The following is a 15,846-nucleotide window of genomic DNA, read 5'->3' on the forward strand; positions in this document are numbered from 1 at the left end:
AGCCCCATGCGAAGTGCCGGCTTCAGGCCTGGACCTTCACCGCGACCGACAGGTCGTTCCGCACCACCGGCAGGTCGTCCCTCGCGACCGGGAGGTCGTCGGCAATGTCGCGCATCTCGGCGAGGCTGCGCTGGTCGAGCACCTCGGCGATCGCCTGCCGGACTTCCAGCATCAGATGTCGGACTTGGCATGTCGCCTCGTTGCAGTCTTCACAGCGCTGATACTGTGTGCGGCTGGCGCAGGGGATCGGAGCCAACGGCCCGTCGAGGACGCGCACGACGTGGCCGACCTTGATCTCGTCGGCGGGCCGGGCCAGGCGATAGCCGCCCTCCTTGCCCTTCCGGCTCTGGACGAAGCCGGCATTGCGCAGCTCGCCCAGTATGGCGTCGAGGAATTTCTTCGGGATGTTGTTGCCGGTCGCGATATCGCCGACGAAGGCGAGCCGTCCGGCCGGCATGTGCGCGAGATGGACGAGCGCCTTGAGGCCGTACTTGCCTTTTTTGGTGAGCATGAACCGAACGTTTCTCTGTCGTGCGATGGCCTTAGGCCATCCGTTGCGAAACGCCTCGCGTGCCTCCCCGCCGCGCCGAAGCCTCCATGACACATAAATTCCAGTGACATGATATACAAGCCAATTGCGGTTGATCTTGCTTGATTTTCAACTCGTTGCGGCGATTTTAGGCCCGCCTTGTGATTTCGAGGACACAGACGCCAGGGTTGCTCGCATGACGGCCCGCGGCTGGGAACCGACGACGCCAGCGATCTCCACCATACGCTTGGGATGGCCTGTCATCGGCACCTCGCTCCTATGTTCATAAGGTTACTATACTTAAGTGCCGGCACGTGGAACCTCATTCTAAATTCCGTGCCATTCGAAGCATTAGTTGCTGGAGATCGGGAAAACCCGGAATTCTGGTTTGAACCTCTCTGTATCTGCAACGGTCGAGGTCGAGCCCTCGGGCAAAGTTGATGGGCTCGCCGGTCTTGGACGACGGCAACCGTCACTTCCGCCGTGGCGGCCCGCCGCCAGTGGCTTTTTTCCAACAAGCTCTCCTTCCTTGGAAGGATTTAACTCTACAAGAACCATGGAATTAGCGAACTATGGACATGCAATCCGGTTTTCCCTTTTCATGGAGCCCTTTGATGCCCACCATTTCGCGACGCATTCTCCTTCTGTCGTCGGCCGCCCTCGCCGGCGCCGCCTTCCTCAGCCCGGCGCTCGCCGAAGACCTGAAGATCACCATCGGCTACCAGACGGTGGTCGAACCCTCGAAAGTGCCGCAGGCCGACGGCGCCTATGAAAAGGCGACCAAGGCCAGCATCGACTGGCGCAAATTCGATTCCGGCGCCGATGTCATCGCCGCGGTCGCCTCTGGCTCGGTCGATATCGGCTATGTCGGCTCGAGCCCGCTGGCGGCCGCCGCCAGCCGCGAACTGCCGATCCAGACCATTTTCGTCGTCGGCCTGATCGGGCAATCCGAGGCGCTGGTCGCCCGCAACGGCGCCGGCATCGAGAAGGTCGCAGACCTCGCCGGCAAGAAGGTCGCCGTGCCGTTCGTGTCGACGACGCATTACAGCCTGCTTGCCGCGCTCAAGCACGAGAATGTCGATCCGAAATCGGTCCAGATCCTCAACCTGCGGCCGCCGGAAATCGCCGCCGCCTTCGCGCGCGGCGACATCGACGCCGCCTATGTCTGGGACCCAGCGCTGGGCCAGATCAAGACATCCGGCAAGGTGGTGCTGGATTCCTCGCAGGTCGCCGCCTGGGGCGCGCCAACCTTCGACGCCTGGATCGTGCGCACCGACTTCGCCGAGAAGAACCCGGAAGCCGTGCGCGACTTCGTCAAGGTGACGGGCACCGCCTATGCGGACTATCTCGCCAAGCCCGACGCCTGGTCGGTGTCGTCGCCGCAGGCCGCCGCGATCGCCAAGCTCACCGGCGCCAAGCTGGAAGAGGTGCCGGAGCTGCTCAAGGGTTATGTCTTCCCCACCCTGGAAGAGCAGGCATCCGGGAAGTTCCTCGGCGGCGGTACGGTCAGTGCGATCGCGGCGGCATCCGCCTTCCTCAAGGAGCAAGGCAAGGTCGACGCGGTGCTGCCGGACTATTCGAAATACGTCACTTCGAAATACGTCACCGAGGCGCTGGCCTCGAACTGACGCCTCGCACACGCGGCTCTCCTTCCCTGACGCCGCGTGTTGCCTGTCCCGAAGCCGCAGACGAGGCGCGGTTTTGGGGCCGGCGGATATTCTTCCAATCGGCGAGGGCCCATGCCGCATCTCGTGCTCGACAAGATCTCCATCCACTATGACGGCCAGCCGGCACCCGCCGTCGAGCACGTGTCGATCGGCGTTGCCAAGAACGATTTCGTCGTCCTTGTCGGCCGCTCCGGCTGCGGCAAGACCTCGCTGCTCAACGTCGCCGCCGGCCTGGTCATACCGGCGCGCGGCAGTGCCACGGTCAATGGCAGGCCGATCACCGGGCCCGGTTCGGACCGGGCCGTGGTGTTCCAGAACGATGCGCTGTTTCCGTGGCTCACGGCGCGCGAGAACGTCGCCTTCGCGCTCAGGCTGCGCGGTGTGAGGCCAGCCGAACGGGCGCGCCGCGCCGATGAACTGCTGGCACTGGTCAAGCTCGCTGAAGCTGGCGACAAACGCATCTGGGAGCTGTCCGGCGGCATGCGCCAGCGTGTCGGACTTGCCCGGGCGCTCGCCGCCGAACCCGAATTCCTGCTGCTCGACGAGCCGCTCGGCGCGCTCGACGCGCTGACGCGCGAGCGCATGCAGACGACGCTGCTCGACCCTTTGGACGGCAAGCCATGCCGGCGTGCTGATGGTGACGCACGGCATCGAGGAGGCGCTGGTGCTCGCCACCCGCATCGTCGTGCTGGCGCCCGGCCCGGGCCGCGTGGTGCGAACCTTCGAGCCGAGCTTCTCCAGGCGTTACGCGGCAAGCGAGCCCATTCGCGCCATCAAGGCCGATCCGGCTTTCGCGGCGGCGCGCGGCGAACTGACCGACGCGATCTTCGAGGGAGAGGCGGCATGACAATTTCCTCCTACACCGAACGGCCCGGTTCAAGGACAGACGAAACCGACGGCCTGTCGGTGCCTTGGTCCAGGCCACGGGCGAAACGGACGGGCGTTTCGGCCCGCATGGTCAGCGCCGCCACCATCCTGGCGGTGCTGGCGCTCTGGACACTGTCGGCCCGCCTGCAACTGGTGTCGCCGGTGTTCCTGCCCTCGCCGCTTGCCGTGTGGAACAAGTTCATCGTGGTCATCAGCGACGGCTTCGTCGACGCGACGCTGCCGCAGCATGTCGTCGCCAGTCTGGCCCGCGTCTTTGCCGCGCTGGCCGCCGCCATCCTGGTCGGCGTGCCGGTGGGGCTCGCCATAGGCATCAGCACGGTGGGGCGCGGCATCTTCGATCCGCTGCTCGAATTCCTGCGGCCGATCCCGCCGCTGGCCTACCTGCCGCTGGTCATCATCTGGTTCGGCATCGGCGAGCCGTCGAAAATCCTGGTGATCGCCATCGCCATGCTGGCGCCGGTCGCGCTGTCGACCGCCTCGGGCGTCCGCGGCGTCTCGCGGGAGCGCGTCAACGCCGCGCGTTCGCTTGGTGCGACTCGACGCCAAGTGGTCCGCCACGTGATCCTGCCCAGCGCCCTGCCCTCGATCCTGACCGGCCTGCGCATCGCGCTCGGCGCCGGCTGGTCGACACTGGTCGCGGCCGAGCTGGTGGCGGCAACGCGCGGGCTTGGCTTCATGATCCAGTCGGCGGCCCAGTTCCTCGTCACCGACGTGGTGATCATGGGCATATTGGTGATCGCCGCCATCGCCTTCGTGCTCGAATTCACCATCCGCCGCATCGAGCGCGTGCTGGTCCCATGGGCGGGGCGGGAATGATCGGAAAAGGAGAATGACGATGACCCATTCCACCGCCGTGTTGTTTGCCCATGTCGGCGCCTGGCTGCTCGGCCTTGCTTCCGACGAGAACGCGGCAAGAGACGACAGCCCGCGCTCGCCGGCGCCGGTCCATCTCCGCGCCGGGCGCGATCGCCTGCCACCGCGCGACGAGAGTTTTTACTGGGCCTGGCAGTACTGGTCGCAGTGAACGCAGTCGCATCGGCCGGCGCGCTCAGCAGCGGGCGTGCTTGCTCGAAAATCAACCATGCCCACGGTTCGCCCATACCAGCCCGGCCAGGCCGACCAGCATGGCGGCGAGGCCGATATAGAGCCATTGCGATTGGCCGGTCATGAAGCTGCCGCCGACCACGCCGATCCCTTGCAGCGACCACAACGCACCGATCGCCAGCACAATCAACGCCAGCAGATTTTTGGTCAGTCTCATTGTCGGATCTCGCTTTCCCAGTCGATCGAGAGCGGCGCCACAGCCGCGATGAAAGAGCCAAAGGAAGTGGCTCGATCCCAGCGGTTTCTACTTGGAGATTAATCCCGGATCTTGTCAAACGGATCTCGGATATCGGCACGAACATCATCGATAACTGATAAAATCTGGTCCGAAAATCCCTGACAAACTGTTACCCCCTGACTCCAAACGTGTGATCTTGCCATGGAACCGCCAGATCACTGCCGCATTTCCTGCCTTATTTCCCACCTAACGGCTTGGGTCTGTCAAAAACGGAGCCATCCCCCAAATATGAAGACCACGAAACAGACCGCGCTTGTCGCGGTAACGATCGCTGCTGGCCTGATGGTCGGCGCCTCCGCCACTTCGGCAACCGCCGCCGCCGGTCAGTGTGGCCGCGCTTCCTGGTACGCGCTGCACTCGAGGACCGCATCGGGCGAGCGTATGAACCCCTCGGCGATGACCGCCGCCCACCGCACGCTGCCTTTCGGCACCAAATTGCGGGTCACCAACAAGAACAACGGCCGCAGCGTCGTCGTGCGCATCAACGATCGCGGTCCCTTCATCAAGGGCCGGGTGCTCGACCTGTCGAAAGGCGCCGCCGGCCAGCTCGGCTTCATCGGCTCCGGGCAGACCTCCGTCTGCATGGCGCGCGTCTGATCTGATCGTCTCCTGACCATGATCCCTTCCGACCGCAGGAACATCATGGTCAGGTCGCCGCGAAAGCCTGACACATATCCTACACATTTCGGCACTGCACATTGAGCCGGCTGGGCCGGCCGTGCCGGGTTTTCAAGGCTTTCGGCGAAAGAAGCATTTGGTCACGCCACGTGACGTATTGCATCGCAGCAATTAGTTGTTAACTTCCCCGCGAGACATCTAGGGCTCGGCGCTGATCGTCGTCCCTTCGGTCGCGGGGTAACGTATGTTCTACCAGCTCTACGAAATGAACCACGCGGCCCTGCAGCCGGCGCGGGTCTATGCCGACGCGGTCCGGTTGTTCTACTCCAACCCGCTCAACCCCGTTTCGCATACGCCCTGGGGCCGTTCGATCGCCGCCGGCGCCGAACTGTTCGAGCGCACCACGCGCCGCTACGGCAAGCCGCGATTCGGCCTGGCCAAGACGGTGGTCGACTGGAAGAGCGTCGCGGTCACCGAGAAGACCGTCTGGTCGAAGCCGTTCTGCAATCTCGTCCGGTTCGAGCGCGCCGTTCCCCCCGGGCGCAAGGCCGACCCGAAGCTTTTGATCGTGGCGCCGATGTCGGGCCATTATGCCACGCTGCTGCGCGGCACGGTCGAGGCGATGCTGCCCTATGCCGATGTCCATATCACCGACTGGGTCGACGCCCGCATGGTGCCGCTGGCCGATGGCAGCTTCGATCTCGACGACTATATCGACTACGTCATCGACATGCTGCACACGCTGGGTCCGGACACGCATGTGATGGCCGTGTGCCAGCCTTCCGTGCCGGTGCTTGCGGCGGTGGCGCTGATGGAGGCGAAGGGCGATCCCTTCGTGCCTTCGACGATGACCCTGATGGGCGGGCCGATCGACACCCGCCGCAACCCGACCGCCGTCAATCTGCTGGCCGAGGAAAAGGGCATCGACTGGTTCCGCGACAACGTCGTCATGCGCGCGCCCTGGCCAGTGCCGGGCTTCGGCCGCGAGGTCTATCCCGGTTTCCTGCAGCTTTCGGGCTTCATGAGCATGAACCTCGACCGCCACATCATCGCCCACAAGGAATTCTTCATGAACCTTGTGAAGCACGATGGCGACAATGCCGAAAAACACCGCGACTTCTATGACGAATATCTGGCGGTGATGGATCTGACGGCGGAGTTCTATCTGCAGACGGTCGACACGGTCTTCGTGCGCCATGCGCTGCCCAAGGGCGAGATGACGCATCGCGGCACAAGGATCGATCCGTCCGTGATACGCAACGTTGCCCTGTTCACGGTCGAGGGCGAGAACGACGACATTTCGGGTCTTGGCCAGACCAGGGCGGCGCAGGATTTGTGCGTCAACATTCCCGCCGACAAGAAGGCGCACTACATGCAGCCGGCAGTCGGCCATTACGGCGTCTTCAACGGCTCGCGCTTCCGCTCCGAGATCGTGCCGCGCATCGTCGACTTCATCACCAGCTATGGCCGCCAGAACCGCGTCGCGGTGAAGCCGAAGCTGGTCCGCACCGCCAAGCGGTAGGCGGTTTGAAAACGGAACCGGCCGCGGGTCCGATTCCGTTGCACAAGTGCCGCTCTGCCTCCCCGCGGGTAACCATGCTGCAAATCAGGCCGACGTCGTAATTGACACGGAGTGTAAATCGCCCTTAACGTTTCGTTAACAACAGGGCGAGCGGGGACAATGAATTCCTCAACCATGCGAAGGCTGCGCGTATGCGCGGCAGCAGGGCTGGCGTTAACGGGGGGCTGGATGGCACCGGCCTGGGCTTCGGGCGCCATGGCCACCGGGGGCCTCACCTCGCAGCCGATCGGCCACTACGATTTCTGCAAGCAGCGTCCAGGCGAATGTTCGATCCGCCCGGCCAATCTCGCGCCGGCGGTGCTGACCGACGGGTTGATGCGCAAGCTGGTCAACGTCACCGCAAGGGTCAATGCCGCTGTCAAGCCGATGAGCGACATGGACATCTACGGCAAGGACGAGGTCTGGGCCTATCCGGACAAGGGCGTCGGCGACTGCGAGGACTATGTGCTGGAGAAGCGGCGCCAGCTGTCCCGCATGGGCATGTCGCTCGCCGATCTCCTGATAACCGTGGTCCGCAAGCCCGACGGTGAAGGCCACGCCGTGCTGACGGTGCGCACCGACGGCGGCGACTATGTGCTGGACAATCTGACCGACAAGGTCAAGTTCTGGGACCAGACCGGCTACCGCTTCCTCAAGCGCCAGGCGATCGACAACACCGGCCGCTGGGTCTCGATCCGCGGCGGCCAGCAGGTTCTGGTCGGCTCGGTGCAGTAAGGCCATAGCGGGGCACCTGCCTGAGGCGGCGCCACCCCGGCGCTGCCATACCGTTACATTCTGCACGTTGCGAAGCTCGCAGATCGCGGCATGGATCCTCGGGGCTGCGCGTCCGCTTCGCTCCCGCTCCGCCCGTGGATGATGAACCGTGGAGGTTCCGCAATCCCTGGGGCCTCTGCCATTGCCGCACTGCCTTGACCCACGGCTCCCTTTGGGGACCCTCCAGAAAATTTCCGCATCCCTCCGTGAACCATTTCCGTTCGCCCGGCGACACACAGCCGTGAACCGAACCAACCCAAATCATGGAGACTTCAAATGACTGCTTTTCTGCGCAACACGCTTCTCGCCGCCGCCGCCGTTTCGGCGCTCACCGGATCAGCTCTGGCCGGGCAGACCATTCCAAGCTGCGCCAACACCAACCTCAACGATTTGTGGGCCGGCCGCTGTTGCGGCGAGGCCGGCGCGTCGGACTGCCTGGGCGGTGGAAATGGCGGCCAGGGCCATGGCGACCATGGTCGTGGCGGCAATGGCGGCAGCACGGCCGGCAAGAATTGATCGCACCACGGCTGCCCGCCGGCTGCTCGCCGGCGGGCGCTGTCTTCTACGATCGCCGGCCCAGCGCCGCGCGGATCGACGCGGTGATGCGCAGAAGCTCGGCCTCGTCGAGTTTCTCGATGGTCTCGGCCAGAAGATTGGCAAGTTCGGTGGCGGCGGGGGACAGGCCTGACGTATCGAGTTTCACCCGCGGATGCGAGGTTTCGGCCAGCCGCGCCAGTTCCTCGGCATCGTCCCAGATGATGTTGAAATAACCGATGATCTTCTGGATCAGCGTCCAGGTCGGCGCGCCGCGCCGGCCATGCTCGAGCGCTGAGAGATAGGCGGCGCTGACGCCGATCGCCGCCGCCATGTCCTTCTGGCTGACGCCGCGCTCGGCCCGCAGCGCCCGCAGCCGCTCGCCGAACGGCGTCACGAGCGCGCCCGCCGCAGCCTGACATAAAGCGCGCCCGAGCCGCCATGGTTGCGGGCGGCATGGTCGTGGCTGGAGACCAGCGGCCGGAACGCGGGTGTCGACAGCCAGGCCGGCACGGCGCGCCGCAAGATGCCATCGCCGCCCGAGGAAGACCCCTTGCCGGTGATGACCAGCACATAGCGGACGCCGCCGGCATGCGCCCGGTGCAGGAACGAGAACAGCAGCGAATAGGCCTCGTCCTGCGTCATGCCGTGCAGGTCGACGCGGCCCTCGATCGGCAGCCGGCCTTTTTGCAGCTTGTCCAGCGTCGGCTCGTCGAGCCGGTGCGTGACATGCTGGATTTTCGGTTTTGCAACAGCCGTCGCGTTGGCGGCGGGCTGGACCGGCTGCGCCGGTGTCGGCCTGGCATCGACGGCCATGTCCGGAATGTCGACGGCGGCGCGGCCCTTGAGCGGCTTGGCGGTGCGCGCCACCAGGTTCCACAGCACCCGGTCGTCGTCGCTGAGTTTATCGCCGCGCTTGCTCATCTTGCGCCCCGGGCCAGCGCGCGCGGCACCAGCGCATAAAAATCGGCGGCGTCGCGCACCACGCCGGCGATCTCGCCGGCGGCATCGCCCGAGCCGGCGAACAGGTCGCCCCGCGCCGGCCCTGTTATGGCCGAGCCGGTGTCCTGTGCGATCATCAGCCGCCGGAACGGGTTTTTGTCGAAGGCGGTGAGCGTCGGCGCGTCGATGAAAAAGGGCGTGCCGAATGTGTGCAGCAGCCGGTCGACTGCCATCGAGCGGCCCGGCGTCAGCGGCACCTTGGCGGCGGCGATCGGACCGAGCGCGGCATCATCCACTGCAGCCTCGCGGAAGAAGATGTAGGAGCGGTTTTGCCACAGGATCTCGTCGACCCGCCCAGGATGCGCCTTGAACCAGGCGCGTATCGACTGCATGGTCACGTCGGCCAGCGGGATTTCGCCGAGCCCGCTCAGGATTTTGCCGGGACCCGTAAAGCGCTGGCCTGACTTGGCGGAGTAGGTGACGCGGCAAAGCCGCCCGTCGGTCATGACAAGCCGGGCCGCGCCTTGGACATGGATGAAGAAGGCATCGACCTTGTCGGCCAGCCAGGCAATCTCCAGCCCCTGGCCGGCGAGCGCTCCGCGCTCGATCGCGCCACGGTCGGGATATTCGGCCAGCCCGTCGGCGGTCCGGCGCGCGAAGGCGAGGTAAGGATCCATCCCGGCGGGCCGGTTGGCGTCGTCGACATCGACGAGATCGGCCGGACGCGACAGCAGCGGCACGGCAAAATACTCCGTCCGCACCGGCGAGGCCTCGACTTGCGGTTCGTAGAAACCGGTGACGAGGCCGGCGCCAGTTTCGGGCCGGACCAGCATGGGGACAAAATGGCGCTCGAAGAAGGCGCGCGCTTCGGACGAACTGGCGGCGGGGGCTTCGCGGGCCTGCGCATAGGCCTCGGCGAAGGCGCCGAAGTCGACGCCCAGCGCGCCGCTGCGATAGGGTTTTACCGGCACATGGAAGGCGGACCGGGCAAAGGCGGCGAAAGCCGGCAGATGGTCGTCGTCGCCCCAGCCGGGCAGGTCGCCGAAGGACCTTTCAACAAGGAGAGGCGACAGCGACACCGGAGCCTGCCTTTGCCGGACTCAGTCTTCTTCTTCGGTGGCGACGAGCTTCCAGTTCGGATCGCGCGAGCGTGTGTCGCGGGCGAAGGTCCAGACATCCTTGACCTCGGCCACCGTCTCGGGATCGCCGTCGATGACCGTACCGGCCTGGTCGCGCGTCGCCGAGATCAGCTCGCTGATGATGCGCAGCGTCACATGCGCCTCGCCGCCCTTCATTTCCGCCGAGACGATGTCGGCCTTGTCGATGCCGACGAAGGAGGACTGGATCTTTTCCGACTTGGCCTCGCGCTCGCCGATCGCGGCGACGAAGCCGTCATAGACCTCACGCGACAGAAGGTTCTTCAGCGTTTTGCGGTCGCCGTCGGCATAGGCCATGACGATCATTTCGTAAGCCATCTTGGCGCCGTCGACGAACCCCTTGGGATCGAAGGAGGGGTCGTTGTCCTTGATCGCGCGCAGGCCCTTGTTGAGATCGGTGTCGGGCTTGGCGAAGGCGTCGATGGCCGTGTAGGCGTCGGCCGGCGCCGGCTCGCCGGGCGCCCGCTTGCGCGGCAGCGAAACGACATTCTCGGGCTTCTGCGTGGCGTCCTTGTCGGTGCGCGCCGCCGTGTAGGGGTCGAAGGGCGGCCGCTCGCTACCGGTCCGGCGGCCCAGCACGTTGCGCAGCTGGAAGAAGATCACCACCGCCGCGATCAGGAAGAAAATCGTGCCGAAGTCGAAGAAGCCCATATTTTCCGCCAATCAATCCCTGCCTCTAGGCCGGACCGTCCAGCCCAGCAGGCCGCGGTCGCATAGCGTTCACCATTCAAAGCATATAGAACGCAAGGCGCAATCATTCAAATCAAAGGCAGGCATACCTATCTAACAGCCTCCGTGCCAGCGGCGATTGGCCGCCAGCGGGACAAAACAATCGAATGATCGGTAAAGACTTGCGCATTTCGCTGCTTCCCCTCTTTCTCCTCGCGCTTCCGCTGCTGGAAATCGCCGGTTTCGTCGTCGTCGGCCGTGAGGTCGGCGCGCTGGCGACGGTCGGACTGGTGCTGGCCTCGAGCTTCGCCGGCGTGCTTTTGCTGCGCCACCAGGGTTTCGGCGTCATGAGCCGCATCCGCGCCGAGATGGCCGCCGGCCGCGACCCCAGCGGCCAGCTCGCCCACGGCGCCATGATCGTGGTCGCGGCGATCCTGCTGATCATTCCCGGTTTCATCACGGACATTGTCGGCCTGCTCCTGTTCCTGCCGCCGGTGCGCGACCTTGCCTGGAGCAGGCTGAAGGGCCGCATCGTCGTGGCCAGCAATTTCTCCACCGGCGGCTTCCGCCGCCAGCGCGACAAGGTCATCGACCTCGACGACGGCGACTATTCGCGCGAGGACGACCTCAAGCGCGGCCCGGACCACAATTCGCCGTGGCGGCGGCTGAAGGACGATTGAGACTGCATCGATATTCAGGTGATGCCGGTCTGCAAAGGGCGGCTTCCTGCGCTTCCGGTGCTCACGTACTTCAAGTACGCTCCGCTCCGGTTCTCGGAAACCACCCTTTTCGCCTCGGCCTGACCTGAATCTCGATGCAGTCTGGGTCCGCTCCGGTCACACGGCGGCAAACCTTGTCTTGTCATGCCGGCCATGGTAGCGAACGCCCGATTTCAATTCGGTCAGCCCCGATTCAATTCGGTGAGCGAGACTGCCCAGGGGAAAAGGATATTGGCTCATGGCCAGCAATGATGACGCGCCGGTCGGCGCCAATGGCAACGGCAACGCGGCACAGCCGTCGCTCAACGTGCTGGCCCAGTATGTGAAGGACCTGTCCTTCGAAAGCCCCGGCGCGCCGAACTCGCTGCGCGGCCGCGACAAGGCGCCCGGCATTGCCATCAACGTCAACGTCAACGCCAACCCGCTCTCCGACAAGCAGTTCGACGTCAATCTGACGCTGAACGCCAAGGCCTCCTTCGACCAGGAAGTGCTGTTCAACGTCGAGCTGGTCTATGGCGGCGTCTTCGCCATTTCGGGCTTCCCGCAGGAGCACATGCTGCCGATCCTGTTCATCGAATGTCCGCGCCTGCTGTTCCCCTTCGCCCGCCAGATCATCGCCGAGGCGACGCGCAATGGCGGCTTCCCGCCGTTGATGCTGGACCCGATCGACTTCGCGCAGATGTTCCAGCAGAAGCTGGCCGAAGACCAGGCCGCGTCCTCCAAGACCCAGGTGAGCTGATCCTCGGCTGACAGGGATCGCTTGAAAAACCCGGCCTCGCGCCGGGTTTTTTGTTCTGGTGGATTGACCATTCGCGCCATGGGTCGACCCCCACTCCGTCGAGCTTCGCTCGACACCTCTCCCCCGATCGACGGGGTAGAGGAAAGGCGCGACCTCGCCGAGCGCGTTCCTTCCTCTCCCTCCGGAGGGGGGAGAGGTGGCTCGGCGAAGCCGAGACGGAGTGGGGGAAGCCGCTGGTGAAACGCGAAGCCGCAGGCAAACGCTTCGCTCTTGCTCGCAATCCGACCGATCCCCTGCGGGAAGATGGCTGGCAGACAAGAGGTGGTGAAGCAATGCGACGGGGCAGCCATCCCAAGCGCCCAGATCCGTCCACCCCTGCGGAGCATCGCACAAGTCCTGCGGATTCCAGAACATTCCGCCACGTCACCCAGCCCTATCATTCCCTCTCAGGCAATGGCGCCCCGGCGGTCGCAGCCGCGCCGCGTCGGCTTGTCCGCCGGGGCGAGCCTGTTTCCGTGCATGCCGTCGTCCCAAAACCGCTGGGCAATTTTGGGCATGCACCAACAAAAGAGGGAACGACGATGAAATTCATGCTGACCGACCGCAAACTTCACCCGCGCGCCAAACCTGTCGCCGACGATTTCAAGACGGGCGGCATCAGCCGTCGCGAATATCTGGCGCTGATGGCCGGGCTCGGCGTCAGCGCCGCCGGCGCTTTTGCGCTGGGCGGCATCGCCCCGACGCCCGCCCGCGCCGCCGAGCCGAAGAAGGGCGGCGTGCTGCGCGTCGCCATGAACGTCAAGGGATTCAAGGATCCGCGCACCTTCGACGGCGTCGAAATGTCCAATGTCGCGCGTCACTGCAACGAATATCTGGTGCGCTGGAACACCGACTTCACCTTCGAGCCCTGGCTGCTCGAAAAATGGGAGATGAGCGACGACGCCAAGACGCTGACGCTGCATGTGCGCAAGGGCATCACCTGGTCGAACGGCGACGCCTTCAACGCCGACGACGTCGTCCACAACCTCACCCGCTGGTGCGAGGCCGACGTTGCCGGCAATTCGGTCGCCGCGCGCATGGGCGCGCTGGTCAATGCCGACACCAAGAAGGTGGTCGATGGCGGCATCGAGAAGGTCGACGACTACACCATCAAGCTCAACCTGCCGAAATCAGACATTTCGCTGATCGCCGGCATGGCCGACTATCCCGCGCTGATCATGCACCGCTCCTATGATGGCGACGGCGACCCGATGAAGGCGCTCGCCATCACCACCGGCCCGTGCGAGCTGGTGAAATGGGACGCCGAGACGGCCGCGGAGGTCAAGCGCCGGGACAAGCCCTGGTGGAAGGGCGAGTTCTACCTCGATGGCATCCAGTGGATCGACTACGGCTCCGACCCCAACGCCATGCTGTCGGCGTTCGAATCCGGCGAGATCGACACCGACCACGAGACCGCCTCCGACGCCGTCTCGCAGACCGACAAGATGGGACTGAAGAACTCCGAGATCGCCACCGGCTCGACCATCGTCGCCCGCTTCAATATCGCCAACGCGCCCTATGACGACGTCAAGGTGCGCCGCGCCGCCCAGCTCGCGGTGGACAATTCCGCCGTGCTGAAGCTCGGCCTCGATGGCCGCGGCAAACCCGCCGACAACCACCATGTTGGCCCGATGCACCCCGAATATGCCGATATCGGTCCGGCCAAGCGCGATGTCGAGGCGGCGAAGACGCTGCTGGCCGAGAGCGGCAAATCAGACCACGAATACGACCTCATCTCGGTCGACATCGAATGGCAGAAGAGCACCGGCGACGCCATCGCCGCGCAGATCCGCGAGGCCGGCCTCAAGATCAAGCGCACCGTGCTGCCGGCCGCCACCTTCTGGAACGACTGGAGCAAGTTCCCCTATTCCTGCACCGAATGGCTCGGCCGCCCGCTCGGCGTCCAGGTGCTGGCGCTGGCGTATAAATCGGGCGCCGCCTGGAACGAGAGCGCCTATGCCTCGAAGGAGTTCGACGCGCTGCTCGACAAGGCGCTCGCCATGCCCGACCCCAAGGCCCGCAAGGAGGTCATGGCCAAGATCGAGCAGAATTTGCGCGATTCAGGCATCATCATCCAGCCCTACTGGCGCTCGGTCTACCGGACCTTCCGCAAGGGCATCGAAGGCTGCGAGCAGCATCAGGCGCTGGAACAGCATTTTGAGAAGGTTTGGATTGAAAGTTGAGGTTTGGCCGGTCTTGGTTCCTCTCCCTCCGGAGGGGGGAGAGGTGGCGCTGCGAAGCAGCGACGGAGTGGGGGACGGCGTCCGCAAAGTCAAAATCGGGTCGGGGTTGGGGATAGCGGCTAGTCCAGCGTGCGCCTATCGCAGGTCAGCACCGCCCCCACTGTCCTGCCGGCAGGCAGGTGAGGGGCAGCGCCGACGCTGACCTTCCTGTCGCGGGCGGAGGGAGGTACCAACCTGCGAAGGTCAGCACCGGGCGGTGCGGAGCGCCTTTGGCCCACACTCAATCATTTAGGGAAGATGGCCGGCGCGATGCCGGTGAGACAATTGCCTGAGCCCCGCGCCGGCCACTAGCGACCTGATGAAGGTCCGCCGCCCGATTTGTGTACCGGGCCTATGCCGCGCGATCAACCGAGGCGGATGCTTGGTATGAATTCGTACCAACGCTGCCTGGGATTTGTCGCGGGAGAGCGATGGGCGGCAGCAGGCCTGCCCTTTCCCGGGAACGTCCTAGCGCGGGCAGACCGACACTGGACACGCGACAGCCGTCACGGCCGAAAGCCTCTCGCGTTTGCTCAGCGTCGGCTTTGCATAGATCTTTTTCACGGATAGTCCCCTTAGCCCCCCAATGGCCGAGATCCAAAGGCGCCGCTATTCGCGCGATGTCAATGCGGGGCGCGCTTCGGGGCGGACCGTTACTATTGCCGAGGTCAGCGCCGCCCCTCACTGTCCTGCCGGACGTTCGTCGTTCGAAAAGCCAAGCAATTGGCTTTTCGTCCGCTGCGCGACCACTTCTCAACTCCCCGTAAACGGGGCGAGAGTAGCTGGCCGCAACGCCGGCGCTTTTTTGCAACGATGGAAATTGGCGAAATTGTCAATGACAGCGCCCCTCTCCCCGTCCCTACACGGGGAGAGGATGCCGGCAGGCGGGTGAGGGGCAGCGCCAACGCCTGAAACCGAGCCGCTAGACGTGCCGAGAACCCCTTAGCAACGTCCAGATCCACCCAACAAAAGTCACCACCAGGAACGGATAGCCGGCGGCGGGCAGCGGCGCCGAGGTCGGCAGCAAGGACGCGCCCCACAGCACCATGCCCACCGACACCAGGAACAGCACGGCGGCAACGAGCCCGGTCACCCGCATCCACAGCGCGAAAGTGTCCGGCGCGCTGACCATGATCAGTGCCGCCGCCCAAAGCGAGATGCCGCCGACATAGGAAGGCACGCTGGCCTGCAGGCCAGCCGCATTACCTGATAAAAGCAGGCTCTCGCCTGCGAGGAAGGTCAGGAACCCGGCCGCCACGCAATCATGCCCAGCCGCTGATACTTCATCGTGAGCAGCGCGGCCGCCACCACCAGCGCCACGCCGTCGATCGCCCACAGCGTTTCGCGCAGCGCATCGCTCGCCACGAAGGTGCCGGCAAGGCCGAAGATGCCGCCGATGGCGAGGCCGAGCGCGGCGATGGTGTCTAGAGTGGAGCGCATGTGATG

The 15,846-nt window shown here is 64.9% G+C and carries 18 protein-coding genes and 1 pseudogene; 11 read left to right on the forward strand and 8 right to left on the reverse strand.

Features of this window, described 5'->3' with window-relative positions:
- Window positions 1-22 precede the first annotated feature (22 nt).
- A complete protein-coding gene (locus FJ943_RS01850; protein ID WP_140619852.1) occupies window positions 23-511 on the reverse strand; it encodes an Rrf2 family transcriptional regulator in 489 nt (162 codons plus the stop codon).
- Window positions 512-1,143: 632 nt separating this feature from the next.
- Here FJ943_RS01850 and tauA point away from each other — a divergent pair.
- The 4 genes and pseudogenes from tauA (at window position 1,144) to FJ943_RS01870 (ending at window position 4,108) form a co-directional block, all read left to right on the forward strand.
- Complete coding sequence (tauA, locus tag FJ943_RS01855) at window positions 1,144-2,157, forward strand: taurine ABC transporter substrate-binding protein (RefSeq protein ID WP_015314724.1); 1,014 nt, start codon at window positions 1,144-1,146, stop codon at window positions 2,155-2,157.
- 111 nt (window positions 2,158-2,268) lie between these two features.
- Window positions 2,269-3,043 (forward strand): annotated as a pseudogene (locus FJ943_RS01860) (taurine ABC transporter ATP-binding protein).
- Window positions 3,040-3,900 carry an ABC transporter permease subunit gene (locus FJ943_RS01865; protein ID WP_140712011.1) on the forward strand — a complete coding sequence of 287 codons (861 nt, stop codon included), beginning with the start codon at window positions 3,040-3,042 and terminating at the stop codon, window positions 3,898-3,900. The pseudogene FJ943_RS01860 and the gene FJ943_RS01865 overlap by 4 nt, the downstream one beginning before the upstream one ends.
- 19 nt (window positions 3,901-3,919) lie before the next feature.
- The gene (locus FJ943_RS01870; protein ID WP_140719494.1) at window positions 3,920-4,108 is read left to right on the forward strand and encodes a hypothetical protein; all 189 of its coding nucleotides are present in this window, start codon (window positions 3,920-3,922) and stop codon (window positions 4,106-4,108) included.
- Between the two features lie 51 nt (window positions 4,109-4,159).
- Here FJ943_RS01870 and FJ943_RS29525 read toward each other — a convergent pair whose 3' ends face one another.
- Entirely contained in the window at window positions 4,160-4,345 is a 186-nt protein-coding gene (locus tag FJ943_RS29525; protein ID WP_015314728.1) for a hypothetical protein, read from the reverse strand.
- Between the two features lie 309 nt (window positions 4,346-4,654).
- Between FJ943_RS29525 and FJ943_RS01880 the strand changes: the two genes are divergently transcribed.
- From FJ943_RS01880 to FJ943_RS01895, 4 genes are all read left to right on the forward strand, one after another.
- A complete protein-coding gene (locus FJ943_RS01880) occupies window positions 4,655-5,023 on the forward strand; it encodes a septal ring lytic transglycosylase RlpA family protein (RefSeq protein ID WP_015314729.1) in 369 nt (122 codons plus the stop codon).
- Between the two features lie 265 nt (window positions 5,024-5,288).
- A complete protein-coding gene (locus FJ943_RS01885; protein ID WP_015314730.1) occupies window positions 5,289-6,566 on the forward strand; it encodes a polyhydroxyalkanoate depolymerase in 1,278 nt (425 codons plus the stop codon).
- A gap of 159 nt (window positions 6,567-6,725) precedes the next feature.
- On the forward strand, window positions 6,726-7,340 hold the full coding sequence (locus FJ943_RS01890) for a transglutaminase-like cysteine peptidase (RefSeq protein ID WP_140719496.1): 615 nt from the start codon (window positions 6,726-6,728) through the stop codon (window positions 7,338-7,340).
- 315 nt (window positions 7,341-7,655) lie between these two features.
- Window positions 7,656-7,895 (forward strand): hypothetical protein, encoded by a 240-nt coding sequence (locus FJ943_RS01895; RefSeq protein ID WP_140619862.1) that lies wholly within the window; start codon window positions 7,656-7,658, stop codon window positions 7,893-7,895.
- A 46-nt stretch (window positions 7,896-7,941) separates the two neighbouring features.
- On the opposite strand, the gene FJ943_RS01900 is transcribed toward FJ943_RS01895, so the two are convergent.
- The 4 genes from FJ943_RS01900 to FJ943_RS01915 are packed head-to-tail and all read right to left on the reverse strand — an operon-like array spanning window position 7,942 to window position 10,663.
- The gene (locus tag FJ943_RS01900) at window positions 7,942-8,310 is read right to left on the reverse strand and encodes a helix-turn-helix transcriptional regulator (RefSeq protein WP_015314733.1); all 369 of its coding nucleotides are present in this window, start codon (window positions 8,308-8,310) and stop codon (window positions 7,942-7,944) included.
- Window positions 8,307-8,837, reverse strand: a complete 531-nt coding sequence (locus FJ943_RS01905; protein WP_015314734.1) for a Smr/MutS family protein — start codon at window positions 8,835-8,837, stop codon at window positions 8,307-8,309. The genes FJ943_RS01900 and FJ943_RS01905 overlap by 4 nt, the downstream gene beginning before the upstream one ends.
- Window positions 8,834-9,934, reverse strand: a complete 1,101-nt coding sequence (locus FJ943_RS01910) for a murein transglycosylase A (RefSeq protein WP_140719498.1) — start codon at window positions 9,932-9,934, stop codon at window positions 8,834-8,836. The genes FJ943_RS01905 and FJ943_RS01910 overlap by 4 nt, the downstream gene beginning before the upstream one ends.
- A gap of 21 nt (window positions 9,935-9,955) precedes the next feature.
- Window positions 9,956-10,663, reverse strand: coding sequence for a Tim44/TimA family putative adaptor protein (locus tag FJ943_RS01915; protein WP_015314736.1), 708 nt, complete (start codon window positions 10,661-10,663; stop codon window positions 9,956-9,958).
- Window positions 10,664-10,863: 200 nt separating this feature from the next.
- Between FJ943_RS01915 and FJ943_RS01920 the strand changes: the two genes are divergently transcribed.
- The 3 genes from FJ943_RS01920 to FJ943_RS01930 all read left to right on the forward strand — a co-directional run bounded on the left by FJ943_RS01920 (window position 10,864) and on the right by FJ943_RS01930 (window position 14,361).
- Window positions 10,864-11,361, forward strand: a complete 498-nt coding sequence (locus FJ943_RS01920) for an FxsA family protein (RefSeq protein WP_140720345.1) — start codon at window positions 10,864-10,866, stop codon at window positions 11,359-11,361.
- A 277-nt stretch (window positions 11,362-11,638) separates the two neighbouring features.
- The gene (secB, locus tag FJ943_RS01925; RefSeq protein WP_015314738.1) at window positions 11,639-12,139 is read left to right on the forward strand and encodes a protein-export chaperone SecB; all 501 of its coding nucleotides are present in this window, start codon (window positions 11,639-11,641) and stop codon (window positions 12,137-12,139) included.
- 581 nt (window positions 12,140-12,720) lie between these two features.
- Window positions 12,721-14,361: an ABC transporter substrate-binding protein gene (locus FJ943_RS01930; RefSeq protein ID WP_140719500.1), complete on the forward strand. Its 1,641-nt coding sequence runs from the start codon at window positions 12,721-12,723 to the stop codon at window positions 14,359-14,361.
- A gap of 961 nt (window positions 14,362-15,322) precedes the next feature.
- On the opposite strand, the gene FJ943_RS29850 is transcribed toward FJ943_RS01930, so the two are convergent.
- Window positions 15,323-15,658, reverse strand: a complete 336-nt coding sequence (locus FJ943_RS29850; protein WP_246671811.1) for a hypothetical protein — start codon at window positions 15,656-15,658, stop codon at window positions 15,323-15,325.
- On the reverse strand, window positions 15,640-15,840 hold the full coding sequence (locus FJ943_RS29855) for a hypothetical protein (protein WP_140719501.1): 201 nt from the start codon (window positions 15,838-15,840) through the stop codon (window positions 15,640-15,642). Before FJ943_RS29855 ends, FJ943_RS29850 begins: the two co-directional genes overlap by 19 nt.
- Between the last annotated feature and the right edge of the window lie 6 nt (window positions 15,841-15,846).

It is taken from the genome of Mesorhizobium sp. B2-3-10 (genome assembly GCF_006442275.1).
Taxonomy (GTDB): Bacteria; Pseudomonadota; Alphaproteobacteria; order Rhizobiales; family Rhizobiaceae; genus Mesorhizobium; species Mesorhizobium australicum.

Coding starts and splice junctions, on each gene's coding strand:
- FJ943_RS01850 (WP_140619852.1), bottom strand. CDS start 511: ATGCTCACCAAAAAAGGCAAGTACGGCCTCAAGGCGCTCGTCCATCTC.
- tauA (WP_015314724.1), top strand. CDS start 1,144: ATGCCCACCATTTCGCGACGCATTCTCCTTCTGTCGTCGGCCGCCCTC.
- FJ943_RS01865 (WP_140712011.1), top strand. CDS start 3,040: ATGACAATTTCCTCCTACACCGAACGGCCCGGTTCAAGGACAGACGAA.
- FJ943_RS01870 (WP_140719494.1), top strand. CDS start 3,920: ATGACCCATTCCACCGCCGTGTTGTTTGCCCATGTCGGCGCCTGGCTG.
- FJ943_RS29525 (WP_015314728.1), bottom strand. CDS start 4,345: ATGAGACTGACCAAAAATCTGCTGGCGTTGATTGTGCTGGCGATCGGT.
- FJ943_RS01880 (WP_015314729.1), top strand. CDS start 4,655: ATGAAGACCACGAAACAGACCGCGCTTGTCGCGGTAACGATCGCTGCT.
- FJ943_RS01885 (WP_015314730.1), top strand. CDS start 5,289: ATGTTCTACCAGCTCTACGAAATGAACCACGCGGCCCTGCAGCCGGCG.
- FJ943_RS01890 (WP_140719496.1), top strand. CDS start 6,726: ATGAATTCCTCAACCATGCGAAGGCTGCGCGTATGCGCGGCAGCAGGG.
- FJ943_RS01895 (WP_140619862.1), top strand. CDS start 7,656: ATGACTGCTTTTCTGCGCAACACGCTTCTCGCCGCCGCCGCCGTTTCG.
- FJ943_RS01905 (WP_015314734.1), bottom strand. CDS start 8,837: ATGAGCAAGCGCGGCGATAAACTCAGCGACGACGACCGGGTGCTGTGG.
- FJ943_RS01915 (WP_015314736.1), bottom strand. CDS start 10,663: ATGGGCTTCTTCGACTTCGGCACGATTTTCTTCCTGATCGCGGCGGTG.
- secB (WP_015314738.1), top strand. CDS start 11,639: ATGGCCAGCAATGATGACGCGCCGGTCGGCGCCAATGGCAACGGCAAC.
- FJ943_RS01930 (WP_140719500.1), top strand. CDS start 12,721: ATGAAATTCATGCTGACCGACCGCAAACTTCACCCGCGCGCCAAACCT.
- FJ943_RS29855 (WP_140719501.1), bottom strand. CDS start 15,840: ATGCGCTCCACTCTAGACACCATCGCCGCGCTCGGCCTCGCCATCGGC.